The following is a 12,223-nucleotide window of genomic DNA, read 5'->3' as shown; positions in this document are numbered from 1 at the left end:
GTCGGCGGTCGCGGGTGGGGGTGCCGCCCTGTCGGCCCGACAGGGCGGCACACCGAATCAGTACGTGACGCTCGCCCCGACACCCCCTGAACCGTCCCTGTTTGGTGCGGTTGGGTCATCTGGTGCGGGCCGCACGCGGAGCTCTACCCTCGCCGTCATGGAGCTCGAGGTGAGACACCTCAGGGCGCTCTGCGCCATCGCCGACGCCGGCAGCCTGCACCAGGCGGCACGGCGGCTGGGCGTCAGCCAGCCCTCCCTGACCACACAGCTCCAGCGGATCGAGCGGACGATGGGAGCCGAACTCTTCCGCCGCGAACGCACGGGCTGCCGGCCGACCCTCCTGGGGCGCGCGGTCCTCAGCCGGGCACGCCCCCTCGTCGACGGAATGTCGGACCTGGTGGGCGCCGCGATGGCGGAGGCCGCGGCCGCACGGTCCGGCGGTCCCGCCCTGCGGATCGGATCCACCGCGAGCCGCGTCATCGGCGGGTGGCTGCGCGGGCTCAGGGGACGACTGCCCGCTGCCGACATCTCGCTCCAGGTGGACGTGTCGGCCAGGTCGCTGCTCGCTTCGGTGGCGGCGGGCCGGCTCGACGTGGCCTTCGTGCACGAGGTGGAGGGCTGCCCGCTCGGCGTACCGGACGGCCTCACCCAGCGCGTACTGCTGGAGCGGGAACCGCAGTTCATCTCACTGGCCCGGGACCATCCGGCGGCGGCGCAGCAGGTGGTGGACCTCGACGACCTGGCGGGCGACCGGTGGATGGTCGACCCCTCGGTGGACGGGGAGTGGGACGGAGTGCGCAGGGTCCTCGGTGCCGCGGGCATCGATCCGCCTGTCCTCCAGGGGGACTACCTCACGGCCGCCTCCCTCGTCGTCCTCGGTGAGGCGGTCGCCCCCTGCCAGCCCACCTCCGGCCCCCGCGACGACATGGCCATCCGGCCCCTGCGCGGCGACCCGCTGGCGGTCCGGCTGCTGCTGGTCTCCCGGCCCGGAGCGGACATGGACCCGGTCTACGAGGAGCTGGAGACCGCCTACCGGGACGCCGCACGGAGGGCGGAGGCGTACCACCGCTGGCTGCTGCGCCATCGCAGCCCTCTCGCGCACACGCCCTGAGCCGCGCGGTTCCCCGTTCTGCCGACAGCGAGGTCCGGTGACCGGCAGGCGCCGGGCGGGCACCATCGGCGTATGAGGATCCTGATGCTGGGCGGAACGGAATTCGTCGGACGGGCGGTCACCGAGGCAGCTCTCGGGCGCGGTTGGGAGGTGACGGTCTTCCACCGCGGACGCCACCCCGCGCCGGCCGGAGCACGGACCCTGACAGGCGACCGGACAGCGGGTACACCCGGCCTCGGCGAACTGGCCGACGGCACCTGGGACCTGGTGGTCGACACCTGGAGCGGTGCCCCCTCGGCCGTACGGGACGCCGCGCGGCTGCTGTCCGGCAGGGCGGGGCACTTCAGCTACGTCTCCAGCCGGTCCGTGTACGAGTACCCCGCCCCGGCGGGGCTCGCGGAGGACGGCCCGCTCGTCACCGGAGCCTCCCCCGACGCGGGTCCCGACGTCTCGTACGCGCTCGCCAAGCGGGGCGGCGAGCTCGCGGCGCAGGAGGCGTTCGGCGACCGGGCGCTGCTGGCCAGGCCCGGCCTGATCCTCGGGCCCGGCGAGAACATCGGCCGGCTGCCGTGGTGGCTGAACAGGGCCGCCCGGGGCGGGGACATGATCGCACCGGGCCCCGCGGACGCGGACCTCCAGTACATCGACGCACGCGACCTGGCGGAGTGGCTGCTCGACGCCGCGGCACAAGGGCTCTCCGGGGCGTACAACACGGTGAGCAGGCCCGGTCACACGACCATGGGTGAACTGCTGGACACCGTCGTCCGCGTCACCGGCTCCCGTGCCCGACCGCGCTGGACCGACCCGGAGGTGCTGCTCGCGGCAGGCGTCGAGCCGTGGACCGACCTGCCCGTCTGGCTCCCCGCGGGAGAGCTCTACGACAGCCTGCACCAGGGCGATGTCACCCTGGCGTACGCCGCCGGCCTGCGCTGCAGACCCGTCGCCGAGACCGTCGCCGACACCTGGGCATGGCTGCGCGCCCTCGACGGCACGGCACCGCAACGGTCCGACCGCCCCGCGGTGGGCCTCGACCCACGGACCGAGGCGAAGCTCCTGGCCGCGCCCGGGAGTGCCTGAGGGCGGCCCGGCGACCGGCGGGCACGCGGCGCCGGTCCACCGGTCGCCGCGGGACACCCCTTAGCGTGGCCCGATGACCCAAGAGCTTCTGCACCTCACCGAAGCGCCCCTCTGGGAGGCCGCCCGCGCAGCGGGGACGTACGAGATGTCGACCCGGGGCAGGACCCTGCGGGAGGAGGGGTTCATCCACTGCTCACTGCCCCATCAGCTGCCCGCCGTCGTACACGCGTTGTACGGATCCGACGTCAAGGACCTGCTGGTGCTGGTCATCGACGAGGAGAAACTCCAGGCCCCTGTCCGGTACGAGGCCTTCGAGCCCGGCGGCGAGCGGTTCCCGCACATCTACGGGCCGTTGCCGGTCGGCGCGGTCACCCAGGTGCGCACCTGGGCCGAGCAGGCCGGGAACTCCGCGCGTGAGGGCGGTGAGGTCCGGTGATCAGCCCTCTCGTCGCTGTGACCGGCGCGAGCGGCGCTGTCGGCGGCCGGGTCGCCCGCCGCCTCGCCCGCACCGGCGTCCCGGTACGCCTCCTCGGCCGGGACCCGTCCCGGCTGCCCGACATCCCCGGCTCGTCCGCGGCGCCGCCCGCCTCCTACGGGGACGGCGAGGCGATGCGCCGCGCGCTCGACGGCGCGCACACCCTGTTCCTGGTGTCGGCCCACGAGAGCCCCGAGCGGACCCAGGAGCACATCGTCGCCGTGGACGCCGCGCTCGCCGCCGGCGTCGAACGCGTCGTCTACGTGTCCTTCCTCGGAGCGGCACCGGACGCCACCTTCACCTTCGCCCGGGACCACTGGCACACCGAGGCGCACATCCGCATGACCGGCGTGCGCCACACCTTCCTGCGCGACGGCTGGTACCTGGCGGGCATTCCCGCGATGACCGGTAGCGACGGCATCCTGCGGGGTCCCGCCGGGGACGGGCGGGTCTCGGCCGTCTCCCACGAGGACATCGCCGACTCGGCGTCGGCGGTCCTGCTGGACGAGGGGACCGGCCACGACGGCGTGATCCACGACCTCACCGGCCCCGAGGCGTTCACCCTCGCGGAGGCGGCGGCCGAACTGAGCCGGCACACCGGGCGCGAGATCCGGTACGTCCCCGAGACCAGGGAGGAGGCGTACGCCTCGCGCGCCCGGTACGGGGCCGAGGAATGGGAGGTGGCCGGCTGGGTCACCTCGTACGAGGCGATCGCCGCCGGTGAACTGGAAACCGTCTCGGACGCCGTACCCCGCCTCACCGGCCGCCCGGCCCAGGACCTGGCCGGATTCCTCCAGGAGAACCCGGAGAGCTACCGCCACCTCCTGCCGGAGGCGTGACGAGGCCGGACGCGGCCGTGGTGCTGCCACGCGCGGCGAACGGGCCCCCGTCCGGCGTCCGTCCGCCGGATCCGGGCCGGCCCATGTCCGTCCCCACTCGGTCCCGCACGCATCGGCGGCACAGGTGAAACAGGCCGCCCCCGGTCCGCACGGACGCCGTTCTCGGCAGCCCTGCGGACCGGGGGCGGACAAGCGGCCGTCCGGCCGGTGTGACCACGGGCCGGACGGCTCGACCTGTGGGTCAGGCCTTCTTGGTCTCCCAGAAGATCTTGTCGATCTCGGCGATCAGGTCCAGGGCCTTCTGGCCCGTGGCCGGGTCGTTCGAGCCCTTGGCCGCGGAGAGCGCCTTCAGGGCGTCGTTGACCAGCTGGTGCAGCTGCGGGTACTTCTCGAAGTGCGGGGGCTTGAAGTAGTCGCTCCAGAGCACCGAGACGTGGTGCTTCGCGAGCTCGGCACGCTGTTCCTTGATCAGAACGGCGCGCGTGCGGAAGTCCGCGTCCTCGTTGGCCTGGTACTTCTCCTGGACGGCCTTGACCGACTCCGCCTCGATGCGGGCCTGGGCCGGGTCGTACACACCGCAGGGCAGGTCGCAGTGGGCGCTGACCTTCACCTTGGGGGCAAACAGGCGGGAGAGCATGAGCTGTCCTTCCTCGTGATCGTCTTCTCAGGTGGGACATTACTCCGTAGGGAGCCGCTTTTTGCGGCTGCCCCCTGGGGCTTAGGCCAAAAGTCCAGGGTGCGGATGGGACCGGTGGCGGAAAATACGGAGCGGTGCGCGTGGCGGTGCACCGGAGGACGGACCGGGAGGTGCCACAGATGGCGGAGCTGGCGCAGGGGCCGTGGAGCGGGCCTGCGGCGCGCAGGGCGTACCAGGTGGTGGAGGTGACGGGCCCTTCGATGGTGCCCACGCTGTATCACGGGGACTGGCTGCTCGTGCAGCGCGGCGCTCCGGTGCGTCCGGGGGACGTGGTGATCCTGCGTCACCCGTTCCAGCAGGATCTGCTGGTCGTCAAGCGGGCCGTCGAGCGCCGCGGCAACGGCTGGTGGGTGCTGGGCGACAACGCGTACGCGGGCGGGGACAGCACGGACTACGGGACGGTGCCCGAGGAGCTCGTGCTGGCCCGCGTACGGGCCCGTTACCGGCCGCTGAGCAAGGGTCAGCGGTCGCCGCTGGCGCTGCTGGTCTGGGCCGTGTCGGCGGTGCGCCGCGTCTCGCCGGAGCGTTCGGCGTCCAGGCGCTTGCGGGCCCGGTAGGCCGCGACGTTGGCCCTGGTCGCGCAGCGGTCCGAGCAGTAGCGGCGTGAGCGGTTGGTGGAGGTGTCGAGGTAGGCGTTGCGGCAGGGTGCCGCCTCGCACAGGCCCAGCCTGTCCACGCCGTGGGTGGTGAGATGGAAGGCCAGGCCCATCGCCGCGATCGCCGCGTACCCGGCCGTTGCGTTCGACGGGTGGTCGGCCAGGTGCATGTGCCAGTCCGGCCTGCCGTCCTCGTCCCGGGTGTCGTGGCCGGAGATCTGAGGGCTGACCGGGAACTCCAGGAGCAGTGAGTTCAGCAGGTCGACCGCCGGCGTCTCGTCGCCCGCGTCCGCGGCCTCGAAGACCGCGCGCAGCCGGGCCCGCACGGAACGGAAGCGCGTCACGTCCGCGTCCGTGGCGCGACGGGCCGCCTGGGCGTTGGCGCCGAACAGTTCACGGACGGATTCGACCGTCGTGAGCGAGTCCTGGCCACGGGCCGGTTCCTCCGTGTTCACCAGACGCACGGCGTAGTCCGAGTAATAGGCCAATTCCACTTGTAGTCCTTACGGCGTCGGTCTATGGTCTGGGTGTCGACCAGTGTAATGGGTGGTTCGGCAAATTGGGTCTTACGTATGCGGATGCACTGGAGGTACGGGTGACGACGACGGCGGGCGCCGACTGGCAGGCCTGGCAGGAGAGCTGGGACCGGCAGCAGGAGTGGTACATGCCGGACCGTGAGGAGCGGTTCCGGGTGATGCTGGACATGGTCGAGGCCGTGGTGGGGCCCGAACCGAGGGTTCTCGACCTCGCGTGCGGTACGGGAAGTATCACGGACCGGCTGCTGCGGCGGTTCCCCGGCGCCACCAGTACAGGCGTCGACCTCGACCCCGCCCTGCTCGCCATCGCGCGTGGCACCTTCGAGGGGGACGACCGGGTCACCTTCGTGACCGCGGACCTCAAGGACGCCGACTGGACCGGAAAGCTCCCGCACCGGTCCTACGACGCGGTGCTCACGGCGACGGCCCTGCACTGGCTGCACTCCGAACCGCTCGCCGCCCTGTACGGGCAGATCGGCACGGTGGTCAGGGACGGCGGAGTCTTCATGAACGCGGATCACATGATCGACACGGAGACCCCGCGTATCAACGCCGCCGAGCGCGCCCACCGGCACGCCGCGATGGACCGGGCGAAGGCGGAGGGCGCCGTGGACTGGAAGGAGTGGTGGGCGCTGGCGGCCGGGGACCCGGTGCTCGCGGCGCCCACGGCCGAGCGCTTCGTGATCTACGGGGAGCACGCCGACGGTGACATGCCGTCCTCCGCCTGGCACGCCAGGACCCTGCGCGAGGCGGGTTTCGGGGAGGCGCGCACGGTCTGGGCCTCGCCGTCGGACACCCTGGTCCTCGCGGTGAAGTAGCGGGCGGCGCGGGCCCGGCCGGGGGCACGGTGTCACTCCGGACGGTTCGGGGGCACCTGCGAGCCGGGTCCGGAGCATCCGGAAGGGGCTGTGCCGGAAATGGACTGTGGGCGGTACGGGCAGGAGCCCGTACCGCCCACAGCCGGTCCGTCCCGGTGCTCAGAGCACCTTGGACAGGAACGACTTCGTCCGGTCGTGCTGGGGGTTGCCCAGGACCTCGCGCGGGTGGCCGGACTCGACCACCACGCCGTCGTCCATGAAGACCAGCGCGTCTCCGACCTCGCGGGCGAAGCCCATCTCATGGGTGACGACGATCATCGTCATGCCGTCCTCGGCCAGTCCGCGCATGACGTCCAGGACGTCGCCGACCAGCTCCGGGTCGAGAGCCGAGGTCGGCTCGTCGAAGAGCATCAGCTTCGGCTCCATGGCCAGGGCGCGGGCGATGGCCACGCGCTGCTGCTGCCCACCGGAGAGCTGCGAGGGGTAGTTCCTCGCCTTGTCCGACAGGCCGACCCGGTCCAGCAGGCGCTCGGCGCGGGCCCGTGCGACGGCCTTGGACTCGCCCTTGACCTGGACGGGCGCCTCCATGACGTTCTCGATCGCCGTCATGTGGGGGAACAGGTTGAAGCGCTGGAAGACCATGCCGATGTCCCGGCGCTTCAGCGCGACCTCGCTGTCCTTGAGCTCGTAGAGCTTGTCGCCCTTCTGGCGGTAGCCCACCAGGTCGCCGTCGACGTACAGCCGGCCGGCGTTGATCTGCTCCAGGTGGTTGATGCACCGCAGGAACGTCGACTTGCCGGAGCCCGACGGGCCGATCAGGCAGAACACCTCACGCGGCGCGACCTCCAGGTCGATGCCCTTGAGGATGTGCGCGGGGCCGAAGGACTTGTGTACGCCCTCGGCCTTCACCATGGCGGTCATGCGGCGCCTCCCTTCGGGCGGCCCAGCGACAGCATGGAGGCCCTGATCTTCTGGAACGGGGTGTCCGGCAGGCTCCTGCTGGAGCCGCGCGCGTAGTACCGCTCCAGGTAGTACTGGCCGACGCTGAGCACCGAGGTGAGCACCATGTACCAGGCTGCCGCGAGGAACAGCATCTCCACGGTGGCGCCGGAGGTCTGCGAGACGTTCTGGGTGGAACGCAGCAGCTCGGTGTACTGGACGGCGACCGCCAGTGAGGAGGTCTTCAGCATGTTGATGACCTCGTTGCCCGTCGGCGGCACGATCACGCGCATCGCCTGCGGTACGACGATCCGCCGCAGCGTCTTGCCGTGGCTCATGCCCAGGGCGTGCGCGGCCTCCGTCTGCCCCTCATCGACCGATTGGAGGCCGGCCCGGCAGATCTCCGCCATGTACGCGGCCTCGTTGAGCCCGAGCCCGAGCAGCGCGCAGAGGAACGGGGTCATGAAGGACGACCACTCGTCCTTGTAGATCGGCCCGAGGTTGATGTACTCGAAGACGATCCCGAGGTTGAACCAGACCAGCAGCTGCACGTAGACGGGGGTGCCGCGGAAGAACCAGATGTAGCCCCACGCGATCGACGTGGTCACCGGGTTCTTCGAGAGCCGCATGACGGCCAGGACGATGCCCAGCACCACGCCGATGATCATCGAGAGGACCGTGATGATGACGGTGTTCTTGACGCCCTCGAGGATCTGGGCGTCGAAGAAGTAGTCCGGTATCGCGGCCCAGTTGATGTCGCCCTGGGAGAACGCGTAGACGAGCGTGGCGAGGAGGCCGAGCGCGACGATCGCCGAGACGTACCGCCCGTAGTGGCGCACCGGTATGGCCTGGATCGCCTCCGGCCCCGCCGACGGTACGGGCGGGGTGGCCGCCGGGTCCGCCTTCTTGATGTCAGTCACAGATGAAGCCTTTCAGCGCCGGTCTCCGGTCAGGACCCGCCGTTGATCTTGGCCTCGGTGACCGCGCCGGCCTGGACACCCCACTTGGCGATGACCTTGTCGTACTCGCCGTTCTTGATGATCGCGTCCAGGGCGGCCTGGATGGCCTTGGTGAGGTCGTCGTTGCCCTTGGCGACGGCGATGCCGTACGGGGCCGCCTCGACCTGGTCGCCGACGAGCTGGAAGTCCTTGCCGCCGCCCGAGGTCTTCACCGCGTACGCGGCGACCGGGAAGTCGGAGGAGCCGGCGTCGGCGCCGCCGCCGCGCAGGCGGGTCTGGGCCTCGAGGTCGTTGTCGAACGGCTCGATGGAGATCTTGCCCTTGCTGCCGCACTTGGCGCTCTCCGCCTTGGCGAGGTCGTGGGAGACCGTGCCGCGCTGGACGACCAGCTTCTTGCCGCAGAGGTCCGACCAGGCGCTGATGCCCTTGTCGTCGCCCTTCTTGGTGTAGATGGAGACGCCCGCCGTGAAGTAGTCGATGAAGTCGACGCCCTCGCCGACCTTCTTCTTCGTCTCGGAGTCGACGCCCTCCTGGCGGTCCTTGGTGTCGGTCATGGCCGACATCGCCAGGTCGTAGCGCTTCGAGCGCAGACCCGTGAGCAGGGTGTCGAACGTGCCGTTCTCGAAGGTGAACTTCACGCCGAGCTGCTTGCCGAGAGCGTCCGCGAGATCGGGGTCGATGCCGACGGTCTTTCCGGACTTGTCCTTGAACTCCACCGGCGGGTAGGCGATGTCCGACCCGACCTTGATCTCACCCTTGTCCTTGATGGACTGGGGGACGAGGTCGGCGAGCGGTGCCTTGTCGGCGGAGGCGGAGCCGGACTCCTTCTTGCTCGCGCTGTCGGTCTGGTCCCCGCAGGCGGTCAGCAGCAGGGTGCCGGCGACCGCGACTGCGCAGACCGCGGCAATCCGGGACTTCGCGGTCGTGCGGCAGAGGGTGCTTGCGGTCATGGTCGGAATCCTCCGGCGGTGAGGGAGTGCAGGTCAGGCGGGGCGGGCACGCACCTTCGAGTGTCGCCACCTTGTGTGATTAGGGCATCTTGCCATTCGGACTCACCCATTCAGGGGACCGGTCATGTCAAAATCGGGTAACGGGTGACCCCCGAACCTCAACTGGCCGGTACCGCGGGGCCGGACCATCTGCTGGAAAGATCGCACTTCTCCGGAGAATCTCCGGTGCGTCTCGACTGACGGACGACCTTCATATCCCTTAGTGGACTTGTCCACATTTTCGGCTATGAGTCATCTCACCGAATCGATACCGACTCGTAAGAGGCCCGGTCCGTCCGGTAAGAAAGACCTTTACACCCCTCATCCGGGGCTCAGGGCGCGTGTGCGGCGCGCCCGCGCGTATGTGACTCCCCTGCCCGAGCGGGCCAACCGCCCGGTGCCGGGAACGTACGCGGTGCCCGCCCACCCCTCCTCAACCAGGAGTGGCCACCCTCAACTGATGAAGACTTAAGGGGTCAACAGAAATGGCAGCGGAGATCGTCAATCCTCGCAGCGACAGCACGACGCACGGCACGGCGGGGACGGCAGGTCCCATCGGGGCGGACGAGCCCTTCGATCCGGCGTTCGCGCTCCACCGCGGCGGGAAGATGGCCGTGCAGGCCACCGTCCCGATCCGGGACAAGGACGACCTGTCCCTCGCGTACACGCCCGGCGTCGCCAAGGTGTGCAGCGCCATCGCGGACAATCCCGAACTCGTCCACGACTACACCTGGAAGTCCCAGGTCGTCGCCGTCGTGACGGACGGCACCGCCGTCCTCGGCCTGGGGGACATCGGCCCCGAGGCATCCCTCCCGGTGATGGAGGGCAAGGCGATCCTGTTCAAGCAGTTCGGCGGTGTCGACGCGGTGCCGATCGCGCTGGCCACGACCGACGTGGACGAGATCGTCGACACCGTCGTGCGGCTCGCGCCGTCCTTCGGCGGGGTCAACCTGGAGGACATCTCGGCACCCCGGTGCTTCGAGATCGAGCGCAGGCTCCAGGAACGGCTCGACATCCCGGTCTTCCACGACGACCAGCACGGCACCGCGGTGGTGACCCTCGCCGCCCTGCGGAACGCGGCGAAGCTGTCGGGCCGGACCCTCGGCGACCTGCGCGCCGTCATCTCCGGCGCCGGAGCGGCCGGTGTGGCCATCGCGAAGTTCCTGCTGGAGGCGGGCATCGGCGACGTCGCCGTGGCCGACCGCAAGGGCATCGTCAGCAGCGACCGGGACGACCTGACCGACGTCAAGCGCGAGCTGGCGGAACTCACCAACCGGGCCGGCATCACCGGGTCCCTGGAGACGGCGCTGACCGGCGCCGACGTCTTCATCGGAGTCTCCGGCGGTACGGTGCCCGAGCCCGCCGTGGCCTCGATGGCACCCGGCGCGTTCGTGTTCGCCATGGCCAACCCGAACCCCGAGGTCCACCCGGAGGTCGCGCACAGGTACGCGGCCGTCGTGGCCACCGGCCGGTCGGACTACCCGAACCAGATCAACAACGTGCTGGCCTTCCCCGGGATCTTCGCGGGTGCGCTGCAGGTGCGGGCCTCGCGGATCACCGAGGGCATGAAGATCGCCGCGGCGAACGCACTGGCCGACGTGGTCGGGGACCAGCTGGCCGCGGACTACGTCATCCCGTCGCCGTTCGACGAGCGGGTCGCCCCCGCCGTCACCGCCGCGGTGGCCGCAGCCGCCCGTGCGGAGGGCGTCGCGCGGCGCTGATGCCGGAAGGGCGGCGCCGGCACCGGAGGTTCGCCGGCGCGGAGAGGCGGCGCCGTCACCGGAAGGGGCGGACGGTGCTCCCTCGGCCCTCCGCGAGGCCGGGAGCCCGCCGCCCGCCGCTTCCCGACGTGCGGTGCCACCCCGGCCTGCCGGCCCCGGACCTGGTCCTGGGCCGGCGGGCCGGGGCGTCCCTGCGGCGCCGCCCGTGGTGCCTGGGCTGGGGCGTGTGTCACACCCGCGAGCGCTTACCTCACGGCGCGTCACGGCCTAGGGTCGTGGCCATGTTCGCCGCCTACGCAGCACGCATCGACCGCGACCGCCCCCTCGACGGACTGGAGCTGGGTGAACGCCCGGCGCCCGAGGCGCGGCCCGGCTGGACCACCGTCCGGGTCAAGGCCGCATCGCTCAACCACCACGACCTCTGGTCGTTGCGGGGCGTGGGCCTCGGCGAGGACAAGCTGCCGATGATCCTCGGCTGCGACGCCGCCGGGGTCGACCAGGACGGCAACGAGGTCGTCCTGCACTCGGTCATCGGCCAGTCGGGACACGGTGTCGGCCCGGAGGAGCCGCGCTCCATCCTCACCGAGCGCTACCAGGGCACCTTCGCCGAGCTCGTCACCGTGCCCAGCTGGAACGTGCTGCCCAAGCCCAGGGAGCTGACCTTCGAGGAGGCGGCCTGCCTGCCGACCGCCTGGCTCACCGCCTACCGGATGCTGTTCACCAACGCCGGCGTACGGCCCGGTGACTCCGTGCTCGTGCAGGGCGCGGGCGGCGGCGTGGCCACCGCGGCGATCGTGCTGGGCAGGGCGGCCGGGCTCCGGATGTTCGCCACCAGCCGGGACGAGGCCAAGCGCAGGCGTGCGGTCGAACTGGGGGCCGTCGACGCGTTCGAGCCCGGAGCCCGGCTGCCCCAGCGGGTCGACGCGGTCATCGAGACGGTCGGCGCCGCCACCTGGTCCCACTCGGTCAAGTCGCTGCGTCCCGGCGGCACCCTGGTCATCTCCGGCGCCACCAGCGGAGACCGGCCCGCCCACGCCGAACTGACCCGCATCTTCTTCCTGGAACTCAAGGTCGTCGGCTCCACGATGGGTTCCAAGGACGAACTCGAGGATCTGCTGTCCTTCTGCGCGGCGACCGGGGTCCGGCCCGTCATCGACGAAACCCTTCCGCTCGACCGGGCCCGCGAGGGCTTCGAGAAGCTCGCGGCAGGAGACCTCTTCGGGAAGATCGTGCTCACCACCGGGTGAATCCGTGGAGCTGCTGACGCCGGAAGGGCTACTGCTGCGACCCTGGCGGCGCTCGACTGGATCGCGGAGCGCGAGCGGGACGCGGGTACGCGTGGGCCGTCGTCCGTGACGGGGAGGCCCTAGGTGTTCTGTCCCGGGAGGTTGTGGACGGGTGATGTAGGTCTCGGCTGAGGGATCTTGAACGGGTGAGGGCCTTCCGGGTTCGGTGTGGATTGCGAC

Annotated in this window: 13 protein-coding genes; 8 read left to right on the top strand and 5 right to left on the bottom strand. The window is 71.0% G+C overall.

Features of this window, described 5'->3' with window-relative positions:
* Positions 1–157: 157 nt before the first annotated feature.
* The 4 genes from ACFXOA_RS16340 to ACFXOA_RS16325 all read left to right on the top strand — a co-directional run bounded on the left by ACFXOA_RS16340 (position 158) and on the right by ACFXOA_RS16325 (position 3,502).
* Entirely contained in the window at positions 158–1,111 is a 954-nt protein-coding gene (locus tag ACFXOA_RS16340) for a LysR substrate-binding domain-containing protein (protein ID WP_385027914.1), read from the top strand.
* An 84-nt stretch (positions 1,112–1,195) separates the two neighbouring features.
* Positions 1,196–2,188, top strand: coding sequence for an NAD-dependent epimerase/dehydratase family protein (locus ACFXOA_RS16335; RefSeq protein ID WP_385028196.1), 993 nt, complete (start codon positions 1,196–1,198; stop codon positions 2,186–2,188).
* A gap of 73 nt (positions 2,189–2,261) precedes the next feature.
* Positions 2,262–2,624 carry a DUF952 domain-containing protein gene (locus ACFXOA_RS16330; RefSeq protein ID WP_385027911.1) on the top strand — a complete coding sequence of 121 codons (363 nt, stop codon included), beginning with the start codon at positions 2,262–2,264 and terminating at the stop codon, positions 2,622–2,624.
* Positions 2,621–3,502, top strand: a complete 882-nt coding sequence (locus ACFXOA_RS16325) for an SDR family oxidoreductase (protein ID WP_385027908.1) — start codon at positions 2,621–2,623, stop codon at positions 3,500–3,502. The genes ACFXOA_RS16330 and ACFXOA_RS16325 overlap by 4 nt, the downstream gene beginning before the upstream one ends.
* A 241-nt stretch (positions 3,503–3,743) precedes the next feature.
* Here ACFXOA_RS16325 and sodN read toward each other — a convergent pair whose 3' ends face one another.
* Positions 3,744–4,139, bottom strand: coding sequence for a superoxide dismutase, Ni (gene sodN, locus ACFXOA_RS16320; protein WP_385027905.1), 396 nt, complete (start codon positions 4,137–4,139; stop codon positions 3,744–3,746).
* 179 nt (positions 4,140–4,318) lie between these two features.
* Here sodN and sodX point away from each other — a divergent pair, with 179 nt between their 5' ends.
* Positions 4,319–4,756: a nickel-type superoxide dismutase maturation protease gene (gene sodX, locus ACFXOA_RS16315; RefSeq protein WP_385027902.1), complete on the top strand. Its 438-nt coding sequence runs from the start codon at positions 4,319–4,321 to the stop codon at positions 4,754–4,756.
* Here sodX and ACFXOA_RS16310 read toward each other — a convergent pair.
* Entirely contained in the window at positions 4,660–5,289 is a 630-nt protein-coding gene (locus ACFXOA_RS16310) for a CGNR zinc finger domain-containing protein (protein ID WP_385027899.1), read from the bottom strand. The two genes, sodX and ACFXOA_RS16310, sit on opposite strands and share 97 nt — an antisense overlap.
* 101 nt (positions 5,290–5,390) lie before the next feature.
* Here ACFXOA_RS16310 and ACFXOA_RS16305 point away from each other — a divergent pair, with 101 nt between their 5' ends.
* Positions 5,391–6,149 carry a class I SAM-dependent methyltransferase gene (locus ACFXOA_RS16305; protein ID WP_385027896.1) on the top strand — a complete coding sequence of 253 codons (759 nt, stop codon included), beginning with the start codon at positions 5,391–5,393 and terminating at the stop codon, positions 6,147–6,149.
* Positions 6,150–6,308: 159 nt separating this feature from the next.
* On the opposite strand, the gene ACFXOA_RS16300 is transcribed toward ACFXOA_RS16305, so the two are convergent.
* The 3 genes from ACFXOA_RS16300 to ACFXOA_RS16290 are packed head-to-tail and all read right to left on the bottom strand — an operon-like array spanning position 6,309 to position 8,997.
* Complete coding sequence (locus ACFXOA_RS16300; protein WP_385027893.1) at positions 6,309–7,070, bottom strand: amino acid ABC transporter ATP-binding protein; 762 nt, start codon at positions 7,068–7,070, stop codon at positions 6,309–6,311.
* Positions 7,067–8,008 (bottom strand): amino acid ABC transporter permease, encoded by a 942-nt coding sequence (locus ACFXOA_RS16295; protein ID WP_385027890.1) that lies wholly within the window; start codon positions 8,006–8,008, stop codon positions 7,067–7,069. Before ACFXOA_RS16295 ends, ACFXOA_RS16300 begins: the two co-directional genes overlap by 4 nt.
* Before the next feature lie 29 nt (positions 8,009–8,037).
* Positions 8,038–8,997, bottom strand: a complete 960-nt coding sequence (locus tag ACFXOA_RS16290; protein ID WP_385027887.1) for an ABC transporter substrate-binding protein — start codon at positions 8,995–8,997, stop codon at positions 8,038–8,040.
* A gap of 524 nt (positions 8,998–9,521) precedes the next feature.
* Between ACFXOA_RS16290 and ACFXOA_RS16285 the strand changes: the two genes are divergently transcribed.
* A complete protein-coding gene (locus ACFXOA_RS16285; protein ID WP_385027884.1) occupies positions 9,522–10,757 on the top strand; it encodes an NADP-dependent malic enzyme in 1,236 nt (411 codons plus the stop codon).
* Positions 10,758–11,038: 281 nt separating this feature from the next.
* Entirely contained in the window at positions 11,039–12,004 is a 966-nt protein-coding gene (locus ACFXOA_RS16280) for a zinc-binding dehydrogenase (RefSeq protein ID WP_385027881.1), read from the top strand.
* The last annotated feature ends 219 nt before the right edge of the window (positions 12,005–12,223 follow it).

This window comes from Streptomyces sp. NPDC059166 (assembly GCF_042755185.1).
In the GTDB taxonomy this organism is placed as follows: Bacteria; Actinomycetota; Actinomycetes; order Streptomycetales; family Streptomycetaceae; genus Streptomyces.
The sequence above is the reverse complement of the archived record's forward strand: the minus strand, read 5'-3'. Positions and strand labels throughout refer to the sequence as shown.